Source organism: Streptomyces sp. NPDC050508 (genome assembly GCF_040655155.1).
In the GTDB taxonomy this organism is placed as follows: domain Bacteria; phylum Actinomycetota; class Actinomycetes; order Streptomycetales; family Streptomycetaceae; genus Streptomyces.
In genome coordinates this window covers 681502-708247 of sequence record NZ_JBFAJJ010000004.1, presented here as the reverse complement: position 1 = coordinate 708247, position 26746 = coordinate 681502, and the positions used below count along the sequence as shown (strand labels likewise).

The window sequence follows — 26746 nt, the reverse complement described above, 5'->3', positions numbered from 1 at the left end:
CTCGTCAACGCGGCCGGACTCACCTCACGCGGCTCACTGCTGGACACCACACCGGAACTGTTCGACCAGCACATCGCCATCAACCTGAAGGCACCGTTCTTCGCCATGCAGGCCGCGGTCGCCGACATGACCGCCCGCAAGGCGCCGGGGACCATCGTCAACATCGGCTCCAACTGCGCCCACGGCGGACCCCCTTACCTCGCTCCCTACTCCGCGGCCAAGGCCGGACTGGCAGGGCTCACCCGCAACGCCGCCCACGCCCACCGCTTCGACCGGATCCGGATCAACACCCTCAACATCGGCTGGACCGCGACCGAGGGCGAGGACGCCGTCCAGCGAGCCTTCCACGACGCCGGGGACGACTGGCTCCAACAGGCCGCCGAACGCCAGCCGATGGGCAAGCTCGGCCAACCGGACGAGATCGCCGACTTCGTGGTGTTCCTGCTGTCCGACCGGTCCGGGGTGGTCACCGGTTCGGTGATCGACTGGGACCAGAACGTCCTGGGCGCCCTCGACTGACCTACTCCGTCTTGCAAGAACCCGCACCTCTCAAGAAAGCAAGAGCCCTCATGCGTATCGGAATCCTCGGCCTCGGCCGCATCGGCGCGTTCCACGCCGAGACCCTCTCCGGACTCGACGTGGTCGAGTCCCTCGTCGTGGCCGACCCGTTCGCGGAGGCCGCGAAGAAGGCCGCCGAGCGGTTCGGCGCCGAGGTCGCGGACTCCCCCGAGGCCGTGCTGGCCGCCGGGGTCGACGGTGTCGTGGTCGCCGCGGCGACGGACGCCCACCCGGGCCTGATCCTGGCCGCCGTCGAGGCGGGCATCCCCGTCTTCTGCGAGAAGCCCGTCGCCAAGACGATGGCCGAGGGCGTCAAGGTCCTCAAGGCCGTCGAGGGCAGCAGCGTGCCGATCCAGATCGGCTACAACCGCCGCTTCGACGCCGGCTTCGTCGCCGCGCGCGCCGCCGTGCAGTCCGGCGAGCTGGGCAAGCTGCACACCGTACGGTCGACGACGCTTGACCCGGCGCCGCCGCCGGCCGCGTACATCGCCGCGTCCGGAGGCATCTTCCGGGACTGTTCGGTCCACGACTTCGACATCATCCGCTGGGTGACCGGCCGCGAGGTCACCGAGGTGTACGCGGTCGGCGGCAACCGGGGTGCCGAGTACATCAAGGAGGCGGGCGACGCCGACACCACCGGCGCGATCCTCACCCTGGACGACGGCACCATCGCGGTGGTGTCCAACTCCCGCCACAACGCCCGGGGTTACGACGTCCGCATGGAGATCCACGGCTTCACGGACTCCATCGCGGTGGGCCTGGAGGACAAGCTGCCGCTGCGCTCGGTCGAGCCGGGCGTGACGTTCCCGGCGGGCACCCCGCACGACTTCTTCATGGACCGCTTCACAGCCGCCTACCGCGCCGAACTCACCGCGTTCACCGAGGTCGTGGCCGGCACCCGCACCTCCCCCTGCACGGTCGCGGACGCCCTGGAGGCCGGCTGGATCGCCGACGCCTGCACCCTGTCGCTGCACGAGCACCGCCCCGTCACCATCCAGGAGGTACGCGAAGCATGAGCGGTGCGGGCCGGGAACCACTGCGCATCGGAGTACTGGGAGCGGCTCGGATCACCGAGAACTCCCTGATCGGTCCCGCCCGGAAGACCGGCCACCGCATTGTCGCGGTGGCCGCGCGGGACCGGTCCAGGGCCGAGGCCTACGCCGCCGCGCACCGCGTCGAGCGGGTCGCGGACTCGTACGCCGACCTGATCGCCGACCCCGAGGTGGAGGTCGTCTACAACCCCCTCGCCAACGGTCTGCACGGACCGTGGAACCTCGCCGCGCTCGAGGCGGGCAAACACGTGCTGTCGGAGAAGCCGTCGGCGAGCAACGCGGAGGAGGCGGCCGAGGTCCGGGAGGCGGCGGCGAAGTCCGGAACGGTCTTCATGGAGGCCTTCCACTACCTCTTCCACCCGGTCACCCGACGCCTGCACGAACTGCTGGCCTCGGGTGAACTCGGCGAGCTGCGGCACGTCGAGACGCGCGTCGCGATCGCCGCGCCGCCGGACACCGACCCACGCTGGTCCCTGGACCTGGCCGGCGGCGCCATGATGGACCTGGGCTGCTACGGCCTGCACGCGCTGCGGATGCTCGCTCCCTGGGCGGGCGGCGCGCCACGGCTCGTCTCGGCCCGGGGTGGTGAACGCGCGGGGGCACCGGGCGTCGACGAGTGGCTGGACGCCGAGCTGGCGTTCCCGAGCGGCGCCACGGGCTCCGCCGGCTGTCACATGGCGTACGACGGGCTGGACATGAGCTGCCGGATCGTCGGCAGCCGGGGCGAGGCGCGCGCGCTCAACTTCGTGCTGCCCCACCAGGACGACCGGATCGTGATCCGCACGACGGACAGCGAGCGCACCGAGCGACTCGGCCGACGGTCGTCGTACACCTACCAACTGGAGGCGTTCGCCGCCCGGTTGAGGGAGGGCGCACCCCTGCCGTTGGGCCCGGACGACGCGGTCGCGACGATGACACTCATCGACGAGGCCTACCGCGCGGCGGGGTTCGAGGCGCGTCCGCGCGTGCCGATTCTGCCGTAGACGCCCGTCGGGGGCGGCGCGTGGTCGCACGCGCCGCCCTCGACGAAGTGGTCACCGGTAGAACTTGGGCCGCTCCACCAGTTCGACCTCCACCCGAACCCCCTCCTCCAACGCCCGTACCCCCGCCTCGCACACGGCCGCCGCCGCGTACCCGTCCCACACGCTCGGGCCGGTGACCTCGCCGCGGCGGGTGGCGTCGACCCAGGTCTGGACCTCGCGGTCGTAGGCGTCGGCGAAGCGTTCGACGAAGTCCTGGGCGATGGTGCCGCCCCAGCGGCCGGCCATGTTGGTGACCATGGCGTGGCCGTCTCCGATGCGGGCGGTGCCGCGTTCGCAGACGATCTCGGCCTGGACCTGGTAGCCGAAGCCGCAGTTGACGAACATCTCGACGTCGACGATCGCGCCGCCGTCGGTCTCGAAGACGACGAACTGCGGGTCCTGGAGGTCGTCCGGGGCGCTCGCCGTGGGGCGCGGGCGCAGCACCGTCACCGCCGTGATCTCGTGGCCCAGCAGCCAGCGCGTCGCGTCCGTCTCGTGGGCCACGGAGTCGCTGATGAGCATGGAGCTGGTGAAGAAGGGCGGGCTGGCGGCGTTGCGGTGCCGGTTGTGGAGCATGAGCGGTCTGCCCAACTGGCCTGTGCCCAGAAGGGACTTGAGCTTCATGTACTCGGCGTCGTAGCGCCGCATGAAGCCGACCTGGACCCGGCGGTGACCGAGGCTCATCTCCGCTTCCATCACGCGCAGCGCCGAGGCCGCGTCCGGCGTGAGCGGTTTCTCGCACAGGACGGGCAGATCGTGCTCGAAGGCCGTCAGCAGGGCCGCCTCGTGGGCGGGGCCCGGTGAGGCGATCAGCACCGCGTCGACGTCGGCCGCCGCCATCGCGGCGGCCGGGTCGGTGTACGCGGTGCAGCCGTCGACACCGGACGCGATCCGTTTGGCGCGCTCGGCGTCGACGTCCACGACGGCGGTCACCCGGGCTCCGTTGACCACGTCCTCGATCCGGCGGACGTGGTCCGCGCCCATCTTTCCGGTTCCGACGACTGCCACTCCGAGCGGGTCGCGCGGCTTCATGGCCATCGGCCGTCCTTTCGGGTCGTCAGGCACCGCAGGAACGGAGGAACTTGCGGGTGCGCTCCGCGATGGGCAGGGGCTTGTCCGGCTCGCACGGGTACATGTCCTGCTCGACGATCGCGAACAACTCCACGCCCAGGCGCTGCGCCGCGATCAGTACCGGCTCCAACTCCGGTATGCCGGACGGCGGTTCGCACATCACTCCGCGCGCCACGGCCGGTCCGAAGGGCACCTCGTTCCTGACGACGTCGGCGAGGATCGCCGGGTCGACCTGCTTGAGGTGCAGATAGCCGATGCGTTCGCCGTATGCCTCGATCAGCTTGACGCTGTCGCCGCCGCAGTAGGCGTAATGCCCGGTGTCCAGGCAGAGGTTGACCAGTTCGGAGTCGGTCGAGTCGAGGAAGTGCTCGACGTGGTCCTCGGTGTCGAGGTGGGTGTCGGCGTGCGGGTGGACGACGAGGTCCAGCCCGTACGCCTCCTTCACCTCGTGCCCGAGGCGCTCCATGCCCTTGGTGAGGTGGGCCCACTGCTCGCCGGTCAGTTCCGGCGGCTCCAGGATCTCGGCGGTCTTGTCGTCCCGCCAGAAGGAGGGGATGACGACCAGGTGCCGCGCGCCCATCGCCTGGGTGAGCGCGGCGACCTGGCTGACGTGCTCCCACGTGGCGTCCCAGACGGAGGGGCCCCGGTGCAGGCCGGTGAAGACCGTGCCCGCGGAGACCTTCAGGTCGCGCCGGGCGATCTCGTCCGAGAGCCGGGCCGGGTCGGTCGGCAGATAGCCGTACGGGCCCAGTTCGATCCAGGAGTAGCCGGCCTGCGCGACCTCGTCCAGGAACCGCTGCCACGGCACCTGTTGGGGGTCGTCGGGGAACCACACGCCCCAGGAGTCGGGGGCGGACCCGACCCTGATCCGGTCCAGGAAGGGACGGTCCGACATGTCAGACGGTCCCTTCGGGAGACGCCGCCACCGGCGCCTTGAGGGCCTTCTCGTCGGGGAGCTCTTCGACGTCGACGCCGCGGACCTGGGACAACTCGTGCTTGAGCGCGGCGAGTTCGGTGCCGCCCGCCATGTGGTTGGTCAGCTCTTCGAGAGTGATCTCGCTGCGCTCCGCCGACAGTTCCATCGTGCCCAACCGCAGCACGCTGAAGTGGTCACCGACCATGTAGGCGTGGTGCGGGTTGTGCGTGATGAAGATGACGCCGAGACCACGTTCCCGCGCCGCAGCCACGTACTTCAGCACCACACCGGACTGCTTGACACCCAGGGCAGCCGTCGGCTCGTCCAGGATCAGCACGCGGGCGCCGAAGTAGACGGCGCGGGCGATCGCCACGCACTGGCGCTGGCCGCCGGAGAGGGTGCCGATGGGCTGGTCCAGGTTGTCCAGGACGATGCCCATGTTGCGCAGCTCTTCGTCCGCGGTCTTCTTCATCCGGTCGATGTCGAGACGGCGGAACGGCCAGGGGCCCTTCGTCATCTCGGAGCCGAGGAAGAAGTTGCGCCACACCGGCATCAACGGCACGACGGCCAGGTCCTGGTAGACGGTCGCGATACCGCGGTCCAGGGCCTGACGCGGGGTGGTGAGGTGCACCGCCCCGCCGTCGACGAGGAACTCGCCCTCCGTGTGCTGGTGCAGCCCGGAGATGATTTTGATGAGCGTGGACTTGCCCGCGCCGTTGTCGCCAAGGACGCAGGTGACCTGGCCGGGGCGGACCGCGAGGTCCACGCCGTGCAGCGCGCGGACGTTGCCGTAGGCCTTGCCCGCGTTGCGCAGTTGGACGATCGGCGCGTCCGCGTCCCTCGGCACGCTGTCTTCGAGGATGGCGCCGTGAGTGCCGGATTCGTTGCTTGTCATGTTGTCGGTCACCTCCGGGTCGCGGTGCGCTGGACCCACAGATTGATGAGGACGGCGCCGAGCAGCATCACGCCGAGGAACGCCTTGAACCAGTCGGGGTTCCAGCCGGCGTAGACGATGCCCTGCTGCACCATGCCGAACATGAACGCGCCGAAGACGGGGCCGATCGCCGAGCCGGCGCCGCCGGTCAGCAGACAGCCGCCGATGACGGCCGCGGAGATGTAGATCAGCTCCTGGCCGACGCCCTCGCCGGACTGCACGGTGTTGAAGGTGAACAGCTGGTGCATGCCGACGAACCAGGCACCGAAACCGACCAGCATGAACAGGGAGATCTTGGTGAAGGCCACGGGCACGCCGACGGCCCGCGCGGAGTCCTTGTTGCCGCCGACCGCGAAGATCCAGTTGCCGTACTTCGTGCGCAGCAGCACCCAGGTGGCGATCGCCGCGAACACCAGCCAGTAGAAGATGGTGATCTTCACGTTGACGCCGCCGATGTCGAAGGACGTCGCGAAGATCTTCTTGGCCTGGTCGAAGCCGTCCATGGTGCTGATGTCGTCGGTGGCGACGTTGCCGGTGACCAGCTTCGTCACCGCGAGGTTGACGCCCTGGAGGATCAGGAAGCTGCCCAGGGTGACCAGGAAGCTCGGCAGCCCGGTCTTGACGACCATCCAGCCGTTGAGGAAGCCGATCCCCAGCGACACCAGGAGCGCGACGATCACACCGACCCACACGTTCATGGTGAGTTGGTAGCTGAGCATGCTCGCGGTGAGCGCCGAGGTGATCACCGCGACACCCGCGGAGAGGTCGAACTCCCCGCCGATCATCAGCAGGGCGACCGGCAGCGCCATGATGCCGATCGTCGACGAGCTGTAGAGGATGTTCGCCATCGAGGCGCCGTCCCGCACAGGCGGAGCGGCGATCAGGAAGAACACGTACACCGCGGCCGCGCCGAGGAAGACACCGATCTCGGGCCGGGCCAACAGGCGGAGCGCCAGGGGCCGTTCAGAGGTCCGGCCGTCGGTTTCCTTCGGGCCGGGGGCCGGCGGTGTGGTCACCGCCGGCTCGGCGTGCTGGGTCATGCTCATCACCGGGTTCCGTTGGCGGCGTACTTGGCGACGGCTGCGACGTTGGTCTTGTCGACGAAGGCCGGGCCGGTCAGTACGGGCTGCTCACCACCACCGCTGTAGTTGCCGTTGTTCTTGTACAGCCACAGCGAGTCGACCGCCAAGTAGCCCTGGAGGTAAGGCTGCTGGTCGACGGCGAACTGGATGGTGCCCTTGCTGATCGCGGTCGTCAGGTCCTTGTTGAGGTCGAAGGTGGCGATCTTCGCCTTGCTGCCCGCGTCGGACACCGACTGCACGGCGGTCAGCGCGAACGGGGCGCCGAGGGTGACCACGTAGTCGATGGCCTTGTCCTGCGTGAGCTTGGCGGTGATCGTCGACTTCACGGACGGCATGTCGGTGCCGTTGACGTTCAGCGTCTCGACGGTGCCGGTGAACGTCTTCTTGACGCCGTCGCAGCGCTGGGTCAGGCCGATGTTGCCCTGCTCCTGGATGACACAGACGGCCTTCTTGGCGCCGATCGAGTTCAGCTTGTTGCCGAGCGCCTGGCCGGCCACCGTCTCGTCCTGGCCGAAGAACTCCAGCAGTCCGAGCTTCTTCCAGTCGCTGAGACCGGAGTTGAGGCCCACGACGGGTATGTTCGCGGTCTTCGCCTTGCCGATGACGTCCTTCAGGGCGTCGGGCTTGGCGAGGGTGACCGCGATGCCGTCGACCTTCTGGTCGATCGCGTTCTGCACCAGGTTCGACTGGTTGCCCGCGTTCGGGTCGGCCGAGTAGATGAGCTTGATGTTGTCCTTGTCGGCGGCGGCCTGGGCGCCCTTGCGGACGATGTCCCAGAACGTGTCGCCCGGTGCCTGGTGCGTGACCAGAGCGACCGTCATGCGAGGAGTGCTGGCCTTGCCCGCAGAGGCGCCGGAGGAGTCCTCCGTGGACTTCTTGCCGCCCGAGCTGCTGGAGCAGCCTGCAAGGGTCAGGGCCGCTGCCGCGGCCACCGCCACGAAGGGGGCCATTCTGCGCGAGCGGGAGTAAGTGGAACGGTCCATCTTTCCTGCACCTCACTGTGCTTCAGGGGAAAGGGAGCAATGATCGCAGAGATCCGGGCTCGGGGCCTGTCGACCCCGGGTCGTTTGCCGCGAAACACGGCTGTTGCGCTGGGACGGAATCAAATCCCCGGTCGCGTCCGCTGTCAATACTTTGTTAAGACATCATTTCACGAGCAGGTCCGAATGTAAGTACAAACTATTGACAGGGAGCCCCTCGGAGACCTACACCTGGGAGGCGGCAGGCCCCTGGGACCCGCCCACCCCCAGCAGCTCAGAGGAGTGTCGCGCATGGCCGAGTCAGCCCAGTCCTTCGATCTGATCACCATGGGTCGCATCGGGGTCGATCTCTACCCGTTGCAGTCTGGCGTACCGCTGGCCCGTGTGGAGACGTTCGGCAAGTTCCTCGGGGGTTCGGCGAGCAATGTGGCGGTCGCCGCCGCTCGGCTCGGCCGTAGCGCCGCGGTGATCACCCGCACCGGCGACGACCCCTTCGGGACGTTTCTGCACGAGGCCCTCAAGGACTTCGGGGTCGACGACCGCTGGGTCACGCCCGTCGCGGACTACCCGACGCCGGTCACGTTCTGCGAGATCTTCCCGCCGGACGACTTCCCGCTGTACTTCTACCGGCAGCCCAAGGCGCCGGACCTGGAGATCCACACCGACGAGCTGGACTACTTCGCGATCCGCCAGGCCCGCGTCTTCTGGATCACCGGCACCGGTCTGAGCGAGGAGCCGAGCCGCTCCGCCACGCTCGCCGCCCTCAAGGCGCGCGACAAGGCGGGCACCACGGTCTTCGACCTCGACTGGCGCCCGATGTTCTGGAAGGACCCGAAGGAAGCCCGCCCGTACTACGCGGAGGCCCTGCGTCACGCGACGGTCGCGGTGGGCAACCTCGACGAGTGCGAGATCGCCACCGGCGTCCGCGAGCCGCACGCCTGCGCCCAGGCCCTGCTGGACGCGGGCGTGGAGCTGGCCGTCGTGAAGCAGGGCCCCAAGGGCGTCCTGGCCGTGCACCGCGACGGCACGACCGCCGAGGTGCCGCCGGTGCCGGTCGAGGTGCTCAACGGCCTCGGCGCGGGCGACGCGTTCGGCGGCTCGCTGTGCCACGGCCTGCTGTCCGGCTGGGACCTGGAACGGTCCATGCGGTTCGCCAACGCGGCCGGTGCCCTCGTCGCCTCCCGTCTCGCCTGCTCCACCGCGATGCCCACCGAGTCCGAGGTCGAGGACCTGCTCGCCGGCGCGCGAGTGGGCGACTGACCGCGTGGCCGCCCCAGCCACCCCTGAACGGAGCTTCTCTTGAGCATCAGCATCCCCGACCTGGTCACGGTCAGAGCCCGGCATCCGGAGGCCGTCGCCGAGGCGGCGGCCCGCCGGATACGCCGCCCGCTGCTCGGCGACAGCGGCCGCCTGATGATCGTGGCCGCCGACCACCCGGCCCGTGGCGCCCTGGGCGTCGGCGACCGCCGCACGGCCATGGCCAACCGCGCCGACCTGCTGGAACGGCTGTGCATCGCGCTGTCCCGGCCGGGCGTCGACGGGGTACTGGCCACCGCCGACATCCTGGAGGACCTGCTCCTCCTCGGCGTCCTGGACGGCAAGGTCGTGATGGGCTCGATGAACCGCGGCGGCCTGTCCGGCGCCGCGTTCGAGATGGACGACCGGTTCACCGGCCACCGCGCCGAGGACATCGCCCGCCTCCGCTTCGACGCGGGCAAGCTGCTGCTCCGCATCGACTACGACGACCCGGGCTCGCTGACCACCCTGGAGTCGACGGCCCGCGCCATCGACGACATGGCGGCACACCAACTCCCCCTGTTCGTAGAGCCGTTCATCTCGCGCAGGGTCGACGGCAAAGTCCGCAACGACCTGTCCGCGGAGGCCGTGACCCGCTCGATAGCGATCTCGTCCGGCCTGGGCGGCACCTCCGCCTACACCTGGCTGAAACTGCCCGTCACCGACGACCCGGACGACATGGCCGAGGTCCTGGAGACCTCGACACTGCCGACCGTGCTGCTAGGCGGCGAGGTCGGGGACGACCAGGAGGGCGCGTACGAGAAGTGGCGCAAGGCGTTGCGCCTGCCCACCGTCCAGGGCCTGGTCGTGGGCCGCTCCCTGCTGTACCCCGCCGACGGCGGCGTGGAGACGGCGGTGGACACCGCTGTAGGTCTGTTGTGAACCGGAGGCACACGATGACGAGCGCGTATCACCTTCCCGCAGGCAAGGCCCTGGGCGGCCCCTACGTCGTGGACGTGACCCCCGAGTCGGCGGCCTGGGGCTACTCCAGCCTGCGGGTCCTGGAGCTGCCGCCGGGCGGCGCCCACACCTTCGACACCGAAGACAGCGAGTGGATCGTCGTCCCGCTGGCCGGCGCCTGCACGGTCTCCGCCGCCGACGACTTCGGCCACGACACCTTCGAACTCCACGGCCGCGAGAGCGTGTTCACCGCCGTGAGCGACTTCGCGTACGTCCCACGCGATTCCCGTACGACGATCTCGTCGCCCGGCGGTGGCCGCTTCGCGCTGACCGGCGCCCGCTGCACCCGCCGGCTGCCCGCCCGCTACGGCCCGGCCTCGTCGGTGCCGGTGGAGCTGCGCGGCACCGGCAACAGTTCGCGGCAGGTCAACAACTTCGGCGCGGCCGGCGTCTTCGAGTGCGACAAGCTCATCGCCGTAGAGGTGATCACCCCTGGCGGGAACTGGTCGTCCTTCCCGCCGCACAAGCACGACGAGCACCGGCCCGGCGAGGAGTCCGTCCTCGAAGAGGTCTACTACTTCGAGTTCGCCGACCACGAGGGCACCCCCGGTCTCGGCTACCAGCGCGTCTCCCCGTCCGGGCACGGCCGCAACACGGACGTCCTGGCCGAAGTGCGGGGCGGGGACGTCGTGTTGATCCCGGACGGCTGGCACGGGCCCTCGATGGCGGTGCCCGGCCACCACATGTACTACCTCAACGTCATGGCGGGTCCCGACGACGACCGCTCCTGGCTGATCTGCGACCACCCCGATCACGCCTGGGTCCGCGGCACCTGGCCCGAGCAGCCCGTCGACCCCCGCCTCCCCCTCTACACGGCACCGGAGAAGTCCTGATGAGCACCCCCACCCGCCGACTGACCGTCGCCCAGGCCCTGGTGCAGTTCCTGTCGGTCCAGTACACCGAGCGCGACGGCGTACGGCACCGGCTGATCGCCGGCACCTGGGGCATCTTCGGCCATGGCAACGTTGCCGGACTCGGCCAGGCGCTGCTCGAAGCCGGCGAGGACACGATGCCGTTCCACCAGGGCCGCAACGAACAGGCCATGGTGCACGCGGCAGTTGGCTACGCCCGTCAGCTCGACCGGCTCTCCGCGCAGGCGGTCACGACGTCCATCGGACCGGGCGCGACCAACCTGGTCACGGGCGCCGCGCTGGCCACGATCAACCGCCTGCCGGTCCTGCTCCTCCCCGGCGACTACTTCGCGACCCGCGCCGCCGACCCGCTCCTCCAGCAGCTGGAGCACCCGGTCGAGGCGGACCTCTCGGTCAACGACACCCTGCGCCCGGTCTCCCGCTACTTCGACCGCGTCTCCCGCCCGGAGGCCCTGATCCCTGCGGCGCTGAACGCGATGCGCGTGCTGGCGGACCCCGTGGAGACCGGAGCCGTAACTCTCGCTCTCCCGCAGGACGTTCAGGCCGAGGCCTTCGACTGGCCGGAGGAGTTCTTCGCCGACCGCGTGTGGCACGTACGGCGTCCCGCGGCCGATCCGTTCGAGCTGGCGGAGGCGGTCGCGGCGATCCGGGCCGCCGAGCGTCCGGTGATCGTCGCGGGCGGCGGCATCCACCACAGCCAGGCCGAGGAGGCGCTGAAGGCGCTGGTGGACGCCACCGGCATCCCGGTCGCCTCCACCCAGGCGGGCAAGGGCTCGCTCCGCTACGACCACCCGGCGGACCTGGGCGGCATCGGCCACACCGGCACGGCCGTCAGCGACGACATCGCGCGCACCGCGGACCTGGTGATCGGCGTCGGCACCCGCTACACGGACTTCACGACGGCGTCGAACACGCTCTTCCAGAACCCGGACGTGCGGTTCGTCAACCTCAACATCACCGCGTTCGACGCCCACAAGCTGGCCGCGCGCACCCTGGTGTGCGACGCGAGGACAGGACTCACCGCGTTGACGGAGGCACTCGCCGATCACCGTGTGAACTCGGCTTACGAGGCCGAGTACCGCGAGGGCAAAGAGCGCTGGGAACAGGTTGTTGACACCGCGTTCACCGCCCCCGACGAGAACGCCGTACCGACCCAGACCCAACTCCTCGGCGCCCTCGACGCGGTCGTCGGCGACGACGACGTGGTCATCAACGCGGCCGGCTCGCTCCCCGGCGACCTGCACAAGCTGTGGCGGGCGCGCAGCCCCCGCCAGTACCACCTCGAATACGGCTACTCCTGCATGGGCTACGAGATCCCGGCCGGCATCGGCGTCCAGCAGGCCGCCCCCGACACCCCCGTGTGGTCGCTGGTCGGCGACGGCACCTACCTGATGATGCCGACCGAGATCGTCACCGCCGTCCAGGAGGGCCTCCCGGTCAACCTGGTCCTGATCCAGAACCACGGCTACGCCTCCATCGGCGGCCTCTCCGAGTCGGTCGGCGGCGAGCGCTTCGGCACCGCCTACCGCTATCGCGCGGCCGACGGCACCTTCTCGGGCGCCCCGCTCCCGGTCGACCTCGCCGCCAACGCGGCCAGCCTCGGCATGGACGTCCTGCGCGCCAAGACGGTGCGCGAACTGCGCGAGGCGCTCGCCACGGCCCGCGCCTCCGACCGGCCGACCTGCGTCTACGTCGAGACCGACATCGCCACCCCGACCGCTCCCCCGGCCGAGGCCTGGTGGGACGTACCGGTCGCCGAGACCGCCTCGCGCGCATCGGCCGTACAGGCCCGCGAGGAGTACGACCGCCAGGTCGCCGACCGTCGCCGCCACCTCTGAACTCCCCTCCCCCGAAAGGCACGTGCACCATGAAGACGATCACTCACTGGATCGACGGCAAGCCCGTCGAGAGCACCTCGGGCCGTTTCGGTCCCGTGTACAACCCGGCGACCGGCGCGCAGGAGAAGCAGGTCGGCTTCGCGACCGTCGACGAGGTGGACGCCGCCGTCGCCTCCGCAAAGGCCGCGTTCGAGAGCTGGGGCACGTCCTCGCTCGCCAAGCGCACCGCGATCCTGTTCAAGTACCGCGAGCTGCTGGACGCGCACCGCGACGAGATCGCCGAGTTGATCACCGCCGAGCACGGCAAGGTCCACTCGGACGCGCTCGGCGAGGTCGCGCGCGGCATGGAGATCGTCGAACTCGCCTGCGGCATCAGCGTGCAGCTGAAGGGCGAGCTGTCGACGCAGGTCTCCACGCGCGTCGACGTGGCCTCGATTCGCCAGCCCCTGGGCGTGGTTGCGGGTATCACGCCCTTCAACTTCCCGGCCATGGTGCCGATGTGGATGTTCCCGCTGGCCATCGCGACCGGCAACACCTTCATCCTCAAGCCGAGCGAGAAGGACCCGTCGGCGTCGTACCGTCTCGCCGAACTCGCCTCCGAGGCAGGCCTGCCGCAGGGTGTGCTGAACGTCGTCCAGGGCGACAAGGTGGCCGTCGACCGCATCCTGGAGCACCCGGACATCGAGGCCGTCTCGTTCGTCGGCTCGACGCCGATCGCAAAGTACATCCAGCTCAAGGCAGTTGAGCACGGCAAGCGCGTGCAGGCCCTCGGCGGCGCCAAGAACCACATGCTCGTCCTCCCGGACGCGGACCTGGACTTCGCGGCCGACCAGGCGATCAACGCGGCCTACGGTTCGGCCGGCGAGCGCTGCATGGCCGTGTCCGTCGTGGTCGCGGTCGGCGACACCGGCGACGAGCTGGTCGCCAAGATCGCCGAGCGCGCCGGCAACCTGCGCATCGGCCCCGGCAACGACCCGGCGTCCGAGATGGGCCCGCTCATCACCCGCGAGCACCGCGACAAGGTCGCGTCGTACGTCGCGTCGGCCGCCGCGCAGGGCGCCGAGGTCGTCGTCGACGGCACCGGCTTCTCGGTCGAGGGCCACGAGGACGGCTTCTTCCTCGGCGTCTCCCTCCTCGACAAGGTGCCGCTGACGGCGGACGCGTACAAGGACGAGATCTTTGGACCGGTCCTGGTCGTCGTCCGCGCGGAGTCCTACGACGAGGCCATCACCCTGATCAACAGCTCCCGTTGGGGCAACGGCACCGCGATCTTCACCCGGGACGGCGGCGCCGCCCGCCGCTTCCAGATGGAGGTCAAGGCGGGCATGGTCGGCGTGAACGTGCCGATCCCGGTGCCCGTCGGCTACCACTCCTTCGGCGGCTGGAAGGACTCCCTCTTCGGGGACCTCCACGTCTACGGCAACGACGGCGTCGCCTTCTACACCCAGGGCAAGGTGATCACCACCCGCTGGCCGGACCCGGCCGACGGCGGCATCAACCTCGGTTTCCCCAGCAACTCCTGACAATCCGTCACGATCCGTGAGGAGGTGCCCCTGTGGCGAAGACCGGTGACTACGCGCGTGCCGCGAACGGGTCCCCGCTCGATGCCCTGCATTTCGCCCTGGACCGCAACAGTCCGGTGCCGCTGTACTATCAGCTCGCACAGCAGCTGGAGGCGGCGATCGAGCACGGGACGCTGGCGCCGGGCAACCTCCTGGGCAACGAGATCGACCTGTCCGTACGCCTCGGCCTGTCCCGCCCCACCGTCCGCCAGGCCATCCAATCCCTAGTCGACAAGGGGCTGTTGGTCCGGCGGCGCGGGGTCGGCACCCAGGTGGTGCACAGCCAGGTCAAGAGACCGCTGGAACTCAGCAGCCTCTACGACGACCTGGAGTCGGCCGGGCAGGGCCCAACCACGGAGGTGCTGCGCAACGAGGGTGTGCCCGCGACCGCGGATGTCGCGGCCGCCCTCGGTGTCGCGGAGGGCAGCGAGGTCACGCTCCTGGAGCGACTGCGCTCCACGCACGGCCAGCCGGTGGCGTTCCTCTGCAACTACCTCCCGGTGAACCTGCTCGAACTCGACACCGCCCGGCTGGAGTCGACGGGCCTGTACCGGATGCTGCGCACCGCCGGCATCACCCTGCACAGCGCCCGCCAGACGATAGGCGCCCGCTCGGCCACCCCCGAGGAGGCCGCCCGCCTCGACGAGAAGGAGGGCGCGGCCCTGCTCACCATGCAGCGCACGGCCTACGACGACACGGGCCGGCCGGTCGAGTACGGGACGCACATCTACCGGGCGTCCCGGTACGCGTTCGACTTCCAGTTGCTGGTCAGGCCCTGAACTACACGGCGGAGTCCAGGAGTTCCCGCTGCTCCGCCGTCAGCTCCAGGTCCACGGCCGCTAGGTTCTCCTCCAACTGGGCCACCGACGACGCCCCCGCGAGCGGGACGATCGGCAGCGGACCGCCCAACTGCCATGCCAGTACGACCTGGTTGACACTCGCCCCGGTCTCCTTCGCCACCTCCCGCAGCGCGGCGAGGCGGGCGGGGGTGCCCGGGTGGTCGTAGTCGGCGGGCAGGGGTTTGTCCTCGCGCGTGTAGGCGCCGGCCAGCAGGGGTGAGTAGGCGACCAGGGTGAGGGCGGGCTCGGCACGCAGATAGCCGAGCAGGTCCGGGCCGGCGCTGCCGAGGCTGCCGTCGGGGAAGAGGCCGGACGGTACATCGGTCCTGGGGCGCAGATAGCTGTGCTGGTACTGGAGGACCTCGTAGCCGGGCAGCCCGGCCGCGGCGGCGAGCGCGCGGGACCGTTCCACGCGCCAGGCGGCGTGGTTGCTGACGCCCAGGAGACCCACCGTGCCCTCGGCCACCAACTCGGCGAACCCCTCGACGGTTTCCTGCAGCGGAACGCTCTGGTCCTCGATGTGCGCGTACAGCAGATCCAGTTTGTCCACGCCGAGGCGTTCGCGGCTGCGCTCGGCCGACTCGCGGATGACCTTCGCGGACAGGCCCTCCGGGTTGTCGACGAAACCCGTGCCGGGTGCCAGCGGGCGGGCGCCGAGCTTGGTGGCGATGACGATCTCGTCGCCGATGCCGCGGCTGCGCCGCCACCGTCCGAGCAGCTTCTCGCTCTGGCCGCCCTGGCTTCCGTCGGTCCAGAAGGCGTAGTTGTCCGACGTGTCGATGAAGTTCCCGCCGGCCTCGACATAGCGGTCGAGCACGGCGAAGGAGGTCTCCTCGTCGGTGCGGGAGCCGAACAGCATCGCGCCGAGCGCCAGAACGCTCACCTCACGGCGGTGGGCCGGATCGGCGCCTATCGTGCGGTACTTCATGATGATCCCTCCCGTTCGCACCCGGTCCTCCGGGCACGAACGGGAGTCTCGCGCTTGAAGCGCACTTCAAGTCAAGCTTCTGGGCGCCTACTTGGCGAACGGCCCGTCCAGCGCCGCCCATTGGAGCAGCATGATGGTCTTGGCATCGGCGATCTCGCCGGTGCGGATCATCTCCAGGGCTCTACGGAAGGGCAGTTCGAGGATCTCGATGTCCTCGCCCTCCTCCTGGAGGCCGCCTCCCTCGTGGGTGCGGGTCGAGGGGCCGTAGGAGGCGGCGTAGAAGCCGATGCGTTCGGTGACCGAGCCGGGGCTCATGTAGACGTCGAAGACGTGCTCCACCTCGCCGACGGTGTGCCCTGTCTCCTCCACCACCTCGCGTCGTACGGCCTCCTCCGGGTGCTCGTCCTCGTCGTCGAGGAGTCCGCCCGGGGTCTCGACGAGCATGCCGTCGGGGTGGCCGTTGACGTACACGGGGAAGCGGAACTGGCGGGTGAGCAGGACCATTTCGCGCTCGGCGTCGTAGAGGAGCAGGGTGGCGCCGTTGCCGCGGTCGTGGGTCTCGCGTTCCTGGGTCGTCCAGGTGCCGTCGCCGTGCTGGAAGTCGAAGGTCGTGGTGCGCTCGACGTACCAGTGGCTGGACAGCAGTGTCACGTCGCGGACTCTGACGCGGGGGTTGCCGGTCAGGTCGAGGCCGGTGCGGTCCAGGCCGGTGCGGCCCCGGCGGTCGGGAGTGTCGGCGCCCGCGGTCATCGGGCGGCGGCCGTACGGGAGGTGATGATCGAGTTGTTCATGCCCGACGTCTATCACCTGAGGGCGCGGGACGCATGGCCGAAAACGGTGAGCTGCGAGCTCAACTGATGTACCGGTTGCGTTGATTCGTCGCCTACCGTCCTGCGGGCTGGGCATGCTGGGGGCATGTCTGAGCACGGTGATCAGGTTCCCGGCTACCGGGTGATCAGGATGGAAGCGCTGCCGGACGCCCCGGCGGCGGCACTCGCGGACGTGGAGGCGTGGCAGGCCCGTACGGCCTATCCGAACGTCCTCGCCGGCGGCGGCCCGGTGTTCGGAGTCGCGGAGGAGCTGGAGTCCGGCGGGTGGCGGGTCCTCTCCCGGTTCGCGAACTGCGCTCCGCAGGGCTCTCGCGACGCCATGGCCATGACGTTCCGGGAGCGGGCGCGGGACGCCGGTGACGCGGGCGACACGGCGGCTCAGCAGGAGTGGCTGCGGATGGCGGAGCAGCTGGACTGGGAGGCCGTGAACGAACTGACCGTGCTCGGCCGCCGGTTCCGGGTCGTGCGGGCCGACCAGTTCATCCGGATGGGACCGACGGGACCGGAGCCGCCCCGGCCGTCCGACCCCGACCCGGCGGCGGTCGGGCACAGTCACGAACTCCCCAGCCGCACAGCGGGGTTCGTGATCGACCCGTTCACCGCGACCGGGATGTCCGAGGGCATCCTGCGGATGGAGCTGCTGCAACTGGTCCGCGCCCCGGGCACGGCTCCCGCCGCCGTACGCAAGGACTCGGTGCGCGCCCTGGAGACGCATCCCGGGGGTGTGCTGCTGCCCGCCGAGTTCACCGCGGCCGAGTACGCGGACGGCGGCTGGTCGCCGACGCAGATGACGAACCCGAGCCCGCAGGGCGCGCGGGACACGCTCACCACCTATCTGCGGGTGATGGCGCCGGTCATGGAACAGCTCGACGACGAGACGCGGGCCGAGTACGGACGCGTGGCCGACCGGATCGACGCCGAGCGCTGCGACGAGATCGAGATCGACGGGTGCCGGACGCGGATCGTGCGCGTCGAACGGCTCGTGCGCATCGGCCCCGACGGTCCCGAGGGCCCGCGCCCCTCCGACCACGACCCGGAGCTGCCGACCGCCGTCCAGGAGAAGCAGCTGCGCGAGGAGGGCCTGTTCGACGAGGACCGGGTGCTGAGCGAGGAGGAGGCCGAGCAGCAGCGCGTGGCGGAGGAGCAGGCGAAGGAGTTCCTGCGGCTGTTCGAGGAACAACGCCGACGACGAGCGGCGGCGGAGGACACCTGAGCCGGGGGTGGGGCCGACCGCGCGGCCGGCCCCACCCTGTTCAGCGGTTCAGCGGTGGTGTCAGCTCTTGCCGAGCATCTTGTTCATCTGCGTGATCTCGGCACTCTGCGCCGTGATCACGTCGGCCGCGAGCCCGGTGGCGGGCTTGTACTTGCCGTCCGCCTTCTCGGTCTTGGCCATGTCGATGGCGCCCTTGTGGTGTTCGACCATCATGTTGAGGAACATGCTGTCGAACTCGGTGCCGGAGGCCTTCTCCAGCTTGCCCATGTCGGCGTCGCTCATCATCCCGGGCGCCGAGGACGACATGTCGTGACCCATGCCGGACATGGCCTGGGGCACCTTCTCGCCCCACGAGGTGAGCCAGCCGGACATGGTCATGATCTCCGGGTCCTGTGCACCCTTGATCTTCGTGGCGAGGCTCTTCACCTGGGTCGAGGAGGCCTGGTCGGCGGCCAGTCCGGCCATCTCCACGGCCTGCCGGTGGTGCTGGATCATCTCCTTCGAGAACGAGACGTCCGCGGCGTTGTGCCCGCCGGTTCCGGTCTCGGTCCCGGTTCCGGTCCCGCTGCTTGCCTTGCTGTCGCCGTCGTTGCCACACGCGGCGAGCGTGAGGGCGGCCACCGAGGCGGTGACGGCGAGAACGGTACGACGGACGAACCTGCGCTGTGCGGTCATGGTGGTACTCCTGGAACGGTTGTCTGTGCAGGGCATACCGGAGCGCGCGGTGGCGCGCGGGATGCTCTAGATCCGCAGGAGTTGGAGTTCGGCGAGGGAGGGCGGGGCCCGGCCGCCGTCGGGACCGCTGCCGGTCACGGACACCCGCCCGTCCGGCACCTGGGCACAGGCCGCCATATCGGGCTGCAGTACCGGAAGCACCGCCGGGGCACCGGCGACGGACGCGGAGGCGCAGGTCGCGTCCGCGTGTGTCATGTGGCTGCCGCAGTCGCCCGTGTCGTGATCGCAGGGGCCCGGTGTCGACGCCTCCTCGCCGACGGCCACGGTCGTGGCCGTCACGGAGTGCCCGGGTGCGGGGTCGAGCATGGGGACGGGCCCGAGTCCGTGCATACCGAGCAGGCCGAACAGCAGAGCGGCCACGAGCAGCCCGTAGGACCGCACCGTCAGGTGCGGTCCTACGGGCTGCTCGGGACGGGCCATGACGCCACCATACCCACCCTGGGTATCGAACCCGTACCCGGTCCCTCTGTCAGTGCCTCAGCGCCGGCGCCTTCGCGCTGCGGTAGGTGGAAATACCCAGCGCCAGCAGCCAGTAGCTGAGAATCGCGCCCATGAGGGCGGTGGTGCCCCAGCCGTTCGCCGCGTAGAAGTGCGCGGGAGTGTTCCCGAAGAACAGGGACGGCACGAAGGCCAGATTGATCCCGGCCAGGACGTAGGCCGACCTGCCGGTCCAGCGCGGCAGCAGTTTCGTGCGGGAGACGGCGAAGCCCAGCGCGGTCAGGAAGAACGCGAGCATGAGGCGCGAGATCGACCCGTAGAGGATGTATGTGCCGCTGACCTCGATGGTCGGGTCGATCGGATGGTCGGCGGCGATGACCGCACCGGCTTCCAGACCGCTGGAGACCAGGGTGATCGTCGCGTAGACCAGCCCCGCCGTGAAGGCCATCGAACCGGCCCACTCGTAGTCGGGGTTCACGCGCTTCACCAGTTCACGGAAGGCCGTCACGAACACGAGCAGGAATGCCAACGCCACGATCCCGATCAGCAGCCTGGCCAGCACGTTGGCGTCCGGCGGCGGCCCCGAATAGATGAAGTACAGGGGTACTTCGACGATGAAGGCGACCGCGGCGGCGATTCCCGCGCCGCCCGCCAGACGCCTGGCCGACATTTCGTTCATGGGGTCCCCCGGATTTCCGTGTGGTGGATTCGGTACGCCATGAATCCTGCCGCCGACGGCGCCCACCGTCCCTGGGCCTGAGGACCGGATCGGGGGTGGTCCTACCGACACCCCGGTGCGGACCGTCAGGGGAACGGGAGCGTCCGGGCGAACAGGGTGACGAGCACCAGCGTGGCGGGGAAGAGGGCGAGGAACATCGCGAACGTGTAGCCCATGATGTCGCGTGCCTTGAGCCCCAGGATCGCCAGCGTGGGCAGCATCCAGAACGGTTGCAGCAGGTTGGCGCCGGCCTCGCCGAGGTCGTACACGACGACCATCCAGCCCTGGTTCACGTGGAGTTGGTTGGCGGCGTCGAGGACGTAGGGCGCCTCGATCACCCACTTGCTGCCGCCGCTGGGCACGAACACGCCGAGGACGCAGCTGTAGATCGCGATGAAGGCCGGGTAGAGGAACTCGTTCGACACCGACACCAGCCAGTCGGCGATCGTCCGGTGCAGGCCGGTGTAGGCGATCATCCCGAAGATGCCGCCGTACAGCGGGAATTGAAGCAGTACGCCCGAGGTCGCGGGCACGCCGTCACGGACTGCGCGGGCGAGGTTCACCGGTCGCCAGTGCAGGATGAGGGCCAGCAGGATGAGGATCAGGTTGATGGTGTTCAGATCCAGGGCGTTGAGCGGATTGCCCGCGGCGTTGGCGAAGTGCCGGGCGAGGTACCAGGCGCCAAGGAGGAACAGCAGGATCGTGAAGACCGGGCTGTGCTCGATCCAGTCGCCCGGTCGGCCGCGCCGGTTCTCGTGGCGCTGCCGGTCGAGGGCGGGACCCAGGTCGATCCCGAGCCGTTCCGCGGTCCTCGCGTGCTCCGGTGCGGGCGAGAGGAGCCAGGCCATGCCGACGGCGAGCACGAAGATGACGGCCGTGGCCACCACGCCCTGCCACAGGAAGATGGTGTCGGTGAGCGGTATCAGCCCGCTGCCACGCCCTTCGGCGATGACCTTCTGTACGGACTCGGGGCTCGATCCCGCGCTCGCCACCTGCAACGCGGCCGACCCGGACAGGCCTTGGGCCCACACCGTGCCGAGCCCCAGAAAGGCCATCGCGCCGAGTGCGCGGTAGTCCACCCCGGGGACGCGGCGTGCGATCTCCTTGGCGAGGATGGCGGTGAAGACGAGGCTGAAGGCCCAGTTCGCATAGGCGGTGAGCATGGCGACGGCGGCGGTGAAGGTGATGGCTCCGCGCGGGGTCGTGGGCCGGGCCGCGAGCCGTGCGATCAGACGTCCCACGGGCGGGGAGACGGCGACCGCGTACCCACCGATGATGATCATCGCCATCTGCAGCGTGAAGGTGATGAGGGACCAGAATCCCTGCCCCCACGCGTCGACCAGACCGAACCCGCTCGTCGCCGTGGGGTCGGCCGGTGCGCCGAGGAGTTTCTCGCCGGAGACCAGTCCCAGTGCGAAGATCAGGAATGTGCCGACCAGGACGAAACCCAGTGCGTCGGGCAGCCATTTCTCGGTGAAGTCGGTGAAACGCAGCGCCAGTCGGGAGATCCAGGTCCCGCCGTCTTTCACTGTCGATTCGGGAGCCTTTGGCGCAGTCTCGGACATGATGCTCCTCACCTCATTGCCGATATACCTGTCGAAAGGAATGCGACCAGGACCGGAACCGTAGACCGTCCCCCGCACACCCGGCCCGGGGAGGTTCCCACTTGGCGCGCGCATTCCATCAAGTAGGCGCCGATGTTCCACGCCCGGCGGCCCGCGGGCACAGAGACTGGCTGACGAGCGACCGGAGAGCAGGTTCGTAGGGCATGACCGACATGACAGACACCGAGCCGGCACATGGCACACCGCAGCGCACACCGTCCGCTCCGTCCGTTCCGCGCGTCCCGCGCCGGAGGTTCTCCGCCAGCCTGGTCGGCCCGTGCGCGGGAGAGCGGCGGGCCTTCCTCCGCCACCAGTGGGACATCCAGGCAGGCAGGTCCGTTCCGCTGCCGGCGGCCGGGCTGACCGGTTCCGGTGATTCCCGGGCGAGTATCCACGGCGTCAGAATTCATGACGTGCTGATCACGAGCATTTGCTATGCGTCGACCACGGCCGACGGAACATGGATCGATTCCGAATATTTCTCCGACATGCTGGTCGTGGACGTGGTGGAGAAGGGCACTTGGGGTTTTGCCCGCCCCGGGGACCGCGACCGCGTCATGGTGTCGACCGGTCAGTTCATTGCCCGGCACAACAATCCGTCATGGCGATTCGCGGTAAAAGCGCACACGAACACGACAAAGAAACTCGTGCTGCCGGTCGCCCACCTCGGACCGCTCATCCACCGACGGCCGGTCCTGGGCTCCGCCGACTCCGCCGAAATGCGGCTCCTCCTCGCGCACGCGCGCATGGTCGACGCCCAGCTCGACGAGCTCTCCCCGGCCGGCGTCCAGGCCGCGCGCAACGCGCTGCTCGAACTGGCCCTGGGTGTCCTCACGCAGAAGGTCGACGGGACCGAGCCGCAGCTGGCCCCCTCCCTGGTCCGGGCGGCCAAGGACCTTGTCCGCAGCCATCTGTCCGATCCCGAGCTGTCCCCCCGGATGCTGGCCCGTGAACTCAACATCTCGGTGCGCACACTGCATCGGGCGTTCGCCGCGACCGACGAGTCCGTGACCACGCACATCCGCCACGAACGCCTGGAACAGGCCCGGCTCGCACTCACCAGGCCGATCGCCCGACCCGGCGTGTCGGAGGTCGCCCGCTTCTGGCAGTTCGCGGACACCAGCCATTTCGTCCGGGCCTTCAAGAAGCAGTACGGCCAGACACCCGCCCAGTACGCGCGGTCCCACGACGGTCCCCGGACGTGACGGAAGGGTGGTCCCGGGCCGAGCAATTGCTGAAGCAGACCGCCGTAGCGGACGACGATCCCCTCCGCCTCCATCGAGCATCCACCCGTCACGATCTTGGTGTCGCACCCGACCGAGTTGATGATCTCGTTGAGCAGCCCCTTCACACCGACGCATTGACAGACGACGGTCGTACGTCGACCGTCCAGTTGGGGAATCACCTCGTACGGCGGCGTGCTCGATGCCGACCACCAAGGGTTCGACCAGCGCGGCCGGATCGTCGTCGACGTTCTCGGAAACCTCCAGGACGAATTCCTCGTCCAGTACCACGTACTCGCTGAAACCGCCGGGACAGGTCGGACGCACAGATGGTGCAGGCACGTATGCGCGCGAGCACCCGACCATCACCAGGGGTCGGCTTGTCGGCCTCGCCGACGAGAAGTTCTCCGTCGAGTACCTGTGCGGCTCGCACCGCAGCCCTTCCGTGAGGATGGCGTGGTTCCGCACGGCTGGTCGCCCTGGACGGGGTCGCAGGGCCGCACTCCGGGCGGGGACCACCGGCCTCCGTGCACTTACGGCGATCCGCGCAGTCGGGGCCGTACACCGCGCGACCGAGGACCCGAAAGTCGTACGCGCGTGCGATGACTAGACCCTATGATCACTCCGCCCCAGCGTCCGCTGCGGCCGCACCCACCTCCGAGACTGGCTGAAGACGATGACGAGCACCGCCCGCAAAGCTCCCTGGATCCTTGCCCGTTCCGCGCAGGCGGCGATAGCGGTGGCCGCCGTGGTGGACGTGTTCCGCGCGGCGGCAGTCCGGGACCACTACCTGCGCCCGACGGATGCGTCACTGCACACGTCGGGCTTCATCTTCATGATCTTCCTCTATGTGATGACGCTTGCGATCGTGCTGTTCCTCGTGTGGCTCGCCCGGTCCCGGAGCAACGCCCAGGCGCTGTCCCCCGGGGCATCGATCCCGAGTCGGGGCTGGACGATCGGCGCGTGGTTGATACCGGTGGTCAACTTGTTCGTCCCGCGCCGGTTGGTCCTCGACATCGGGCGCGCGAGCTCCGCGTCGTGGGAGCAGAAGCGGGACACGACACTGGTGAACCTGTGGTGGGTCGCCTGGATCACGCACGCGCTGGTGCTCGTGGCAGGGGGCCGAGTGGCTCCCGGCTCGATGGCCTTCCTCGTGGTGGCGGAGGCGCTCATGATCGTGGCCGGCGTGCTGATGGGGCTCGTCATCGAACGCATCACGGCGTTGCAGAGTGCCGAGTTCGGCGCCACCGTGCCGGTCGCACCTCTCGCATAGAACGCAGAGGTCGATTTCACCTGAGACCAAGCGAAAGGGTGCCCGACTGGGGGAAGACCCCCCGGGCACCCTTCCGTGATCACTGTTGCGATGTTTCGGTGTTCCGGTATCCCGGACCGCCGGGCGAGGTGCCTACGGCCTCAGCGCGACGTCAGGCCGGCGATCCGCCACAGGCCGTCACCGGCGCCACCGGTGGTGTACGCGTCCCCGGAGGCCGCCAGCGAGAAGCTGAAGGCGTTGATCCCGAGGAGGTTGGTGACGTGGGACTGCACCCCGGTGGCGGCGTTCACCCGCTTCACCTCGTCGCCGACCATGAAGTAGACCAGGCCGTCACCGCCGACCGAGATCGACGTGGGTTCGTAGGTCTCACTGGCCAGCACACGCGTCGTACCGGTGGCCACGTTGGTCTGGAGAATGCGCCCTTGGCCCATGTCCGCGGTGTAGGCGAGTCCCGCTTTGTCGAACGCGAGGCCGTAGGAGAAGCCGAGCCCCGTGGCCACCACGCGTGATGTCCCGCCGTCCGGGACGGCGACGATCTCTCCGTTGCCGTCGGTGACATAGGTGGTGGTGCCGAGGCGGGCCACGCCGAAGAGCGAGGGCAGGCCGGCGGCCAGGGTACGGCGACTGCCCGTGGCGAGGGTGACCTGCTGGAGCGTGCCGTCGAAGCTGGTGATGTACGCGCTGCCGCCGGCGACGGCCACGCCCCGGAGGTTGCCCAGACCGGTGGTGACCGTGTCGAGCGCTCCGGTGGCCAGGTCGAGCTTGAGCAGATCTCCTCCCGAGTACGCCAGATACACCGCGCCTGCGTTGTCGGGGGCGATGGCGACCGGGGAGCCGGCAGCCGGCGCGATCCGCACGCAATCCGTGGACGGGCACTTGACGTCACCCGTCGCGGCAACTGCCGGTGCGGCAAGGGTCATTGTCGCGCCCGACGCCAGCAACACGCCGAGAGCGAGCGCCACGCCCAGCGCGCGCCCGCGTCTGGTGAACGAGCGGATGGGACGGTCGAGCGGGAGTCGCGTCGCGGTTCCAGATCTCATCATTGAGTGCATCCGTTCCTGTCCGTCGACGATCGGTGGGCCCACGGGATCGCCGCGGGCACTGCACTGGCTACGGACGGGGGTACGGAGAGGTTCACCTAGGTCTGGACTAAGTTCTGATGGTCCCCTCAGGTCCCCAGAAATGATCAAAGGGCGGTCTCGGATTTCTCCGAAACCGCCCCTGATCTGCGACTCGTACGAGTCGGGACGACAGGATTTGAACCTGCGACCCCTTGACCCCCAGTCAAGTGCGCTACCAAGCTGCGCCACGTCCCGTTCGCGCTTCCCGCAGTGAACCGCGTGATCGCGCGAACAGCACTTTACCCCACGCCCGGGGTGCGCCTGAGCCGGCACCGGGCGCGGGACAATCGTCGTATGGGCGACACATCCTCAGGCGGTACGGCCGACGCGCGGGACCGGGACGACGCGGGGCGGGCGCGCAACGCCCGGCCGCGGGACGGGCTCGGGCGACCGTTGCCGTACGACGCGGACGGTGTGGCGCGGCAGCCCGAGGGGGTCGTCCGCGCGCCGGAGGAGACCGTCGTCGAGGCGCAGGCGCTGCTCGACGAGGGGAAACCGTTCCACGCGCACGAGGTCTTCGAGGACGCCTGGAAGTCGGGGCCGGACGAGGAGCGTGCCCTGTGGCGTGGGCTCGCCCAACTCGCGGTGGGGCTCACGCACGCGGCCCGGGGGAACGTCACCGGCGGCGCCCGACTGCTGCGGCGCGGCGCCGGGGGCGTCGAGGAGTGGGCGTCGCGGACGGGACGGGAGCAGCCGTACGGGATGGAACTCGCAGGGGTCGCCGCCTGGGCGCGGGGACTCGCGGACCACGTGGAACGGGAGGGCGGGGACGTGGACGCCCGCGCGCGGGCACCTCGGCTGCGGGGGACGCCGTAGCCGGTGCGTGCCGGTGCGGTGTACGGACTGTCAGTGGCGTGGGGCAGACTCGGGGGTGTGCGAAAGATTCATGTCATCGGTATCGGCGCGGGCGACCCCGAGCAGCTGACCCTGCAGGCGGTCAGGGTGCTGCGGAGCACCGACGTGTTCTTCATTCTCGACAAGGGCGAGGTGAAGTCCGACCTCACGCAGCTTCGCCGGGACATGCTTGACGCGCACATACCGGAGGGGACGTATCGCCTGGTCGAGGCGCGGGACCCGGAGCGGGACCGGACGGCCGGGGGTGCCGCGTACTCGCCTGCGGTCGGCGACTGGCGCAGTGCCCGGGCCGAGATCTACGAGCGGCTCATCACCGAGGAGTTGGGCGAGGACGAGAGCGGCGCGTTCCTGGTGTGGGGGGATCCTTCGCTGTACGACAGCACGCTCGGCATCCTGGAGGAGATCCTGGAGCGGGGTGCGGTGGCGTTCGAGTACGACGTCGTGCCCGGCATCAGCAGTGTCTCGGCGCTCGTCGCCCGGCACCGGACAGGGCTGAACCGGGTTGCCCGGCCGGTGCAGATCACCACGGGCCGGCGGTTGTCCGAGGGGTTCCCGGACGGGGTGGACGACGTGGTCGTGATGCTGGACGCGCATCAGGCGTTCCGGCGGTACGCCGACCAGGACATCGACATCTACTGGGGCGCCTATCTGGGCACCCCGGACGAGATCCTCGCCTCCGGTCCGATAGCCGAGGCCGCTCCGCGCATCGAGCGGCTGCGCGCGGAGGCCCGTGAGCGCAAGGGCTGGATCATGGACACGTACCTGCTGCGGCGGCACCCGAAGGGCGAGTAACGGGCTGGGGCCGGGTACCCGAGCGGACCCGCCC

26 protein-coding genes and 1 tRNA gene are annotated in these 26746 nt (G+C 69.6%); 14 read left to right on the top strand and 13 right to left on the bottom strand.

Features of this window, described 5'->3' with window-relative positions; genetic code table 11:
• The 3 genes from AB0I69_RS15500 to AB0I69_RS15490 all read left to right on the top strand — a co-directional run.
• Positions 1 to 519: SDR family oxidoreductase (locus AB0I69_RS15500; protein WP_363096125.1), on the top strand; the 519-nt coding region annotated here is incomplete at its 5' end.
• Between the two features lie 50 nt (positions 520 to 569).
• Positions 570 to 1574 carry a Gfo/Idh/MocA family oxidoreductase gene (locus AB0I69_RS15495; protein ID WP_363096124.1) on the top strand — a complete coding sequence of 335 codons (1005 nt, stop codon included), beginning with the start codon at positions 570 to 572 and terminating at the stop codon, positions 1572 to 1574.
• Positions 1571 to 2593, top strand: coding sequence for a Gfo/Idh/MocA family oxidoreductase (locus tag AB0I69_RS15490; RefSeq protein ID WP_363096123.1), 1023 nt, complete (start codon positions 1571 to 1573; stop codon positions 2591 to 2593). The genes AB0I69_RS15495 and AB0I69_RS15490 overlap by 4 nt, the downstream gene beginning before the upstream one ends.
• 51 nt (positions 2594 to 2644) lie before the next feature.
• Here the strand turns inward: AB0I69_RS15490 and AB0I69_RS15485 are convergent, their stop codons facing one another.
• The 5 genes from AB0I69_RS15485 to AB0I69_RS15465 are packed head-to-tail and all read right to left on the bottom strand — an operon-like array spanning position 2645 to position 7618.
• Positions 2645 to 3664 (bottom strand): Gfo/Idh/MocA family oxidoreductase, encoded by a 1020-nt coding sequence (locus AB0I69_RS15485; protein ID WP_363096159.1) that lies wholly within the window; start codon positions 3662 to 3664, stop codon positions 2645 to 2647.
• 25 nt (positions 3665 to 3689) lie between these two features.
• The gene (locus AB0I69_RS15480) at positions 3690 to 4598 is read right to left on the bottom strand and encodes a sugar phosphate isomerase/epimerase (RefSeq protein ID WP_363096122.1); all 909 of its coding nucleotides are present in this window, start codon (positions 4596 to 4598) and stop codon (positions 3690 to 3692) included.
• A 1-nt stretch (position 4599) separates the two neighbouring features.
• Entirely contained in the window at positions 4600 to 5514 is a 915-nt protein-coding gene (locus tag AB0I69_RS15475) for an ATP-binding cassette domain-containing protein (protein WP_363096121.1), read from the bottom strand.
• Between the two features lie 8 nt (positions 5515 to 5522).
• Positions 5523 to 6599, bottom strand: a complete 1077-nt coding sequence (locus tag AB0I69_RS15470; RefSeq protein WP_363096120.1) for an ABC transporter permease — start codon at positions 6597 to 6599, stop codon at positions 5523 to 5525.
• Positions 6599 to 7618 (bottom strand): sugar ABC transporter substrate-binding protein, encoded by a 1020-nt coding sequence (locus tag AB0I69_RS15465; protein WP_363096119.1) that lies wholly within the window; start codon positions 7616 to 7618, stop codon positions 6599 to 6601. The genes AB0I69_RS15470 and AB0I69_RS15465 overlap by 1 nt, the downstream gene beginning before the upstream one ends.
• Before the next feature lie 288 nt (positions 7619 to 7906).
• On the opposite strand from AB0I69_RS15465, the gene iolC reads away from it, so the two are divergent.
• Genes iolC through AB0I69_RS15435 form a run of 6 tightly spaced genes read left to right on the top strand, consistent with a single transcriptional unit; the run spans position 7907 to position 14922 of the window.
• Complete coding sequence (gene iolC / locus AB0I69_RS15460) at positions 7907 to 8875, top strand: 5-dehydro-2-deoxygluconokinase (RefSeq protein WP_363096118.1); 969 nt, start codon at positions 7907 to 7909, stop codon at positions 8873 to 8875.
• A gap of 39 nt (positions 8876 to 8914) precedes the next feature.
• A complete protein-coding gene (locus tag AB0I69_RS15455) occupies positions 8915 to 9793 on the top strand; it encodes a deoxyribose-phosphate aldolase (protein WP_363096117.1) in 879 nt (292 codons plus the stop codon).
• A gap of 14 nt (positions 9794 to 9807) precedes the next feature.
• Positions 9808 to 10704 carry a 5-deoxy-glucuronate isomerase gene (gene iolB / locus AB0I69_RS15450; protein WP_363096116.1) on the top strand — a complete coding sequence of 299 codons (897 nt, stop codon included), beginning with the start codon at positions 9808 to 9810 and terminating at the stop codon, positions 10702 to 10704.
• Entirely contained in the window at positions 10704 to 12581 is a 1878-nt protein-coding gene (gene iolD, locus AB0I69_RS15445; RefSeq protein WP_363096115.1) for a 3D-(3,5/4)-trihydroxycyclohexane-1,2-dione acylhydrolase (decyclizing), read from the top strand. Before iolB ends, iolD begins: the two co-directional genes overlap by 1 nt.
• Positions 12582 to 12610: 29 nt before the next feature.
• Positions 12611 to 14104, top strand: a complete 1494-nt coding sequence (locus AB0I69_RS15440; RefSeq protein WP_317879915.1) for a CoA-acylating methylmalonate-semialdehyde dehydrogenase — start codon at positions 12611 to 12613, stop codon at positions 14102 to 14104.
• A 32-nt stretch (positions 14105 to 14136) separates the two neighbouring features.
• Positions 14137 to 14922, top strand: a complete 786-nt coding sequence (locus AB0I69_RS15435) for a GntR family transcriptional regulator (protein ID WP_363096114.1) — start codon at positions 14137 to 14139, stop codon at positions 14920 to 14922.
• A 1-nt stretch (position 14923) separates the two neighbouring features.
• Here AB0I69_RS15435 and AB0I69_RS15430 read toward each other — a convergent pair whose 3' ends face one another.
• Both AB0I69_RS15430 and AB0I69_RS15425 read right to left on the bottom strand, forming a co-directional pair.
• The gene (locus AB0I69_RS15430; protein ID WP_363096113.1) at positions 14924 to 15910 is read right to left on the bottom strand and encodes an aldo/keto reductase; all 987 of its coding nucleotides are present in this window, start codon (positions 15908 to 15910) and stop codon (positions 14924 to 14926) included.
• 87 nt (positions 15911 to 15997) lie between these two features.
• Positions 15998 to 16660 (bottom strand): NUDIX domain-containing protein, encoded by a 663-nt coding sequence (locus AB0I69_RS15425; RefSeq protein ID WP_363096112.1) that lies wholly within the window; start codon positions 16658 to 16660, stop codon positions 15998 to 16000.
• Positions 16661 to 16825: 165 nt separating this feature from the next.
• On the opposite strand from AB0I69_RS15425, the gene AB0I69_RS15420 reads away from it, so the two are divergent.
• On the top strand, positions 16826 to 17953 hold the full coding sequence (locus tag AB0I69_RS15420; protein WP_363096111.1) for a DUF5954 family protein: 1128 nt from the start codon (positions 16826 to 16828) through the stop codon (positions 17951 to 17953).
• 60 nt (positions 17954 to 18013) lie between these two features.
• Here AB0I69_RS15420 and AB0I69_RS15415 read toward each other — a convergent pair whose 3' ends face one another.
• The 4 genes from AB0I69_RS15415 to AB0I69_RS15400 all read right to left on the bottom strand — a co-directional run bounded on the left by AB0I69_RS15415 (position 18014) and on the right by AB0I69_RS15400 (position 21409).
• The gene (locus AB0I69_RS15415) at positions 18014 to 18628 is read right to left on the bottom strand and encodes a DUF305 domain-containing protein (RefSeq protein ID WP_363096110.1); all 615 of its coding nucleotides are present in this window, start codon (positions 18626 to 18628) and stop codon (positions 18014 to 18016) included.
• A 66-nt stretch (positions 18629 to 18694) separates the two neighbouring features.
• On the bottom strand, positions 18695 to 19108 hold the full coding sequence (locus tag AB0I69_RS15410) for a DUF6153 family protein (protein ID WP_363096109.1): 414 nt from the start codon (positions 19106 to 19108) through the stop codon (positions 18695 to 18697).
• A gap of 49 nt (positions 19109 to 19157) precedes the next feature.
• Positions 19158 to 19805 carry a hypothetical protein gene (locus AB0I69_RS15405; RefSeq protein ID WP_363096108.1) on the bottom strand — a complete coding sequence of 216 codons (648 nt, stop codon included), beginning with the start codon at positions 19803 to 19805 and terminating at the stop codon, positions 19158 to 19160.
• Between the two features lie 125 nt (positions 19806 to 19930).
• Positions 19931 to 21409 (bottom strand): TIGR00366 family protein, encoded by a 1479-nt coding sequence (locus tag AB0I69_RS15400; protein ID WP_363096107.1) that lies wholly within the window; start codon positions 21407 to 21409, stop codon positions 19931 to 19933.
• Positions 21410 to 21612: 203 nt separating this feature from the next.
• Here AB0I69_RS15400 and AB0I69_RS15395 point away from each other — a divergent pair, with 203 nt between their 5' ends.
• Complete coding sequence (locus AB0I69_RS15395) at positions 21613 to 22653, top strand: helix-turn-helix domain-containing protein (protein WP_363096106.1); 1041 nt, start codon at positions 21613 to 21615, stop codon at positions 22651 to 22653.
• A gap of 694 nt (positions 22654 to 23347) precedes the next feature.
• Complete coding sequence (locus tag AB0I69_RS15390) at positions 23348 to 23944, top strand: DUF4328 domain-containing protein (RefSeq protein WP_363096105.1); 597 nt, start codon at positions 23348 to 23350, stop codon at positions 23942 to 23944.
• Positions 23945 to 24084: 140 nt separating this feature from the next.
• Here AB0I69_RS15390 and AB0I69_RS15385 read toward each other — a convergent pair whose 3' ends face one another.
• Positions 24085 to 24987 (bottom strand): hypothetical protein, encoded by a 903-nt coding sequence (locus AB0I69_RS15385; protein ID WP_363096104.1) that lies wholly within the window; start codon positions 24985 to 24987, stop codon positions 24085 to 24087.
• 199 nt (positions 24988 to 25186) lie between these two features.
• Positions 25187 to 25260 (bottom strand) — tRNA-Pro (locus AB0I69_RS15380).
• Between the two features lie 99 nt (positions 25261 to 25359).
• Between AB0I69_RS15380 and AB0I69_RS15375 the strand changes: the two genes are divergently transcribed.
• Together AB0I69_RS15375 and cobF are read left to right on the top strand one after the other, a co-directional pair.
• Complete coding sequence (locus AB0I69_RS15375) at positions 25360 to 25881, top strand: DUF309 domain-containing protein (protein WP_363096103.1); 522 nt, start codon at positions 25360 to 25362, stop codon at positions 25879 to 25881.
• Positions 25882 to 25938: 57 nt separating this feature from the next.
• Positions 25939 to 26712 (top strand): precorrin-6A synthase (deacetylating), encoded by a 774-nt coding sequence (gene cobF / locus AB0I69_RS15370; protein WP_363096102.1) that lies wholly within the window; start codon positions 25939 to 25941, stop codon positions 26710 to 26712.
• Positions 26713 to 26746 lie beyond the last annotated feature (34 nt).

Excerpts from the sequence above, each read along its gene's own strand:
- AB0I69_RS15425 (WP_363096112.1), bottom strand. The coding sequence starts at position 16,660 with ATGACCGCGGGCGCCGACACTCCCGACCGCCGGGGCCGCACCGGCCTG.
- AB0I69_RS15390 (WP_363096105.1), top strand. The coding sequence starts at position 23,348 with ATGACGAGCACCGCCCGCAAAGCTCCCTGGATCCTTGCCCGTTCCGCG.
- AB0I69_RS15405 (WP_363096108.1), bottom strand. The coding sequence starts at position 19,805 with ATGAACGAAATGTCGGCCAGGCGTCTGGCGGGCGGCGCGGGAATCGCC.
- AB0I69_RS15465 (WP_363096119.1), bottom strand. The coding sequence starts at position 7,618 with ATGGACCGTTCCACTTACTCCCGCTCGCGCAGAATGGCCCCCTTCGTG.
- AB0I69_RS15475 (WP_363096121.1), bottom strand. The coding sequence starts at position 5,514 with ATGACAAGCAACGAATCCGGCACTCACGGCGCCATCCTCGAAGACAGC.
- AB0I69_RS15485 (WP_363096159.1), bottom strand. The coding sequence starts at position 3,664 with ATGAAGCCGCGCGACCCGCTCGGAGTGGCAGTCGTCGGAACCGGAAAG.
- AB0I69_RS15495 (WP_363096124.1), top strand. The coding sequence starts at position 570 with ATGCGTATCGGAATCCTCGGCCTCGGCCGCATCGGCGCGTTCCACGCC.
- AB0I69_RS15430 (WP_363096113.1), bottom strand. The coding sequence starts at position 15,910 with ATGAAGTACCGCACGATAGGCGCCGATCCGGCCCACCGCCGTGAGGTG.
- AB0I69_RS15470 (WP_363096120.1), bottom strand. The coding sequence starts at position 6,599 with ATGAGCATGACCCAGCACGCCGAGCCGGCGGTGACCACACCGCCGGCC.
- iolD (WP_363096115.1), top strand. The coding sequence starts at position 10,704 with ATGAGCACCCCCACCCGCCGACTGACCGTCGCCCAGGCCCTGGTGCAG.
- AB0I69_RS15375 (WP_363096103.1), top strand. The coding sequence starts at position 25,360 with ATGGGCGACACATCCTCAGGCGGTACGGCCGACGCGCGGGACCGGGAC.
- AB0I69_RS15415 (WP_363096110.1), bottom strand. The coding sequence starts at position 18,628 with ATGACCGCACAGCGCAGGTTCGTCCGTCGTACCGTTCTCGCCGTCACC.
- AB0I69_RS15400 (WP_363096107.1), bottom strand. The coding sequence starts at position 21,409 with ATGTCCGAGACTGCGCCAAAGGCTCCCGAATCGACAGTGAAAGACGGC.
- iolC (WP_363096118.1), top strand. The coding sequence starts at position 7,907 with ATGGCCGAGTCAGCCCAGTCCTTCGATCTGATCACCATGGGTCGCATC.
- iolB (WP_363096116.1), top strand. The coding sequence starts at position 9,808 with ATGACGAGCGCGTATCACCTTCCCGCAGGCAAGGCCCTGGGCGGCCCC.
- AB0I69_RS15440 (WP_317879915.1), top strand. The coding sequence starts at position 12,611 with ATGAAGACGATCACTCACTGGATCGACGGCAAGCCCGTCGAGAGCACC.
- AB0I69_RS15480 (WP_363096122.1), bottom strand. The coding sequence starts at position 4,598 with ATGTCGGACCGTCCCTTCCTGGACCGGATCAGGGTCGGGTCCGCCCCC.
- AB0I69_RS15395 (WP_363096106.1), top strand. The coding sequence starts at position 21,613 with ATGACCGACATGACAGACACCGAGCCGGCACATGGCACACCGCAGCGC.
- AB0I69_RS15410 (WP_363096109.1), bottom strand. The coding sequence starts at position 19,108 with ATGGCCCGTCCCGAGCAGCCCGTAGGACCGCACCTGACGGTGCGGTCC.
- AB0I69_RS15420 (WP_363096111.1), top strand. The coding sequence starts at position 16,826 with ATGTCTGAGCACGGTGATCAGGTTCCCGGCTACCGGGTGATCAGGATG.
- AB0I69_RS15385 (WP_363096104.1), bottom strand. The coding sequence starts at position 24,987 with ATGATGAGATCTGGAACCGCGACGCGACTCCCGCTCGACCGTCCCATC.
- AB0I69_RS15490 (WP_363096123.1), top strand. The coding sequence starts at position 1,571 with ATGAGCGGTGCGGGCCGGGAACCACTGCGCATCGGAGTACTGGGAGCG.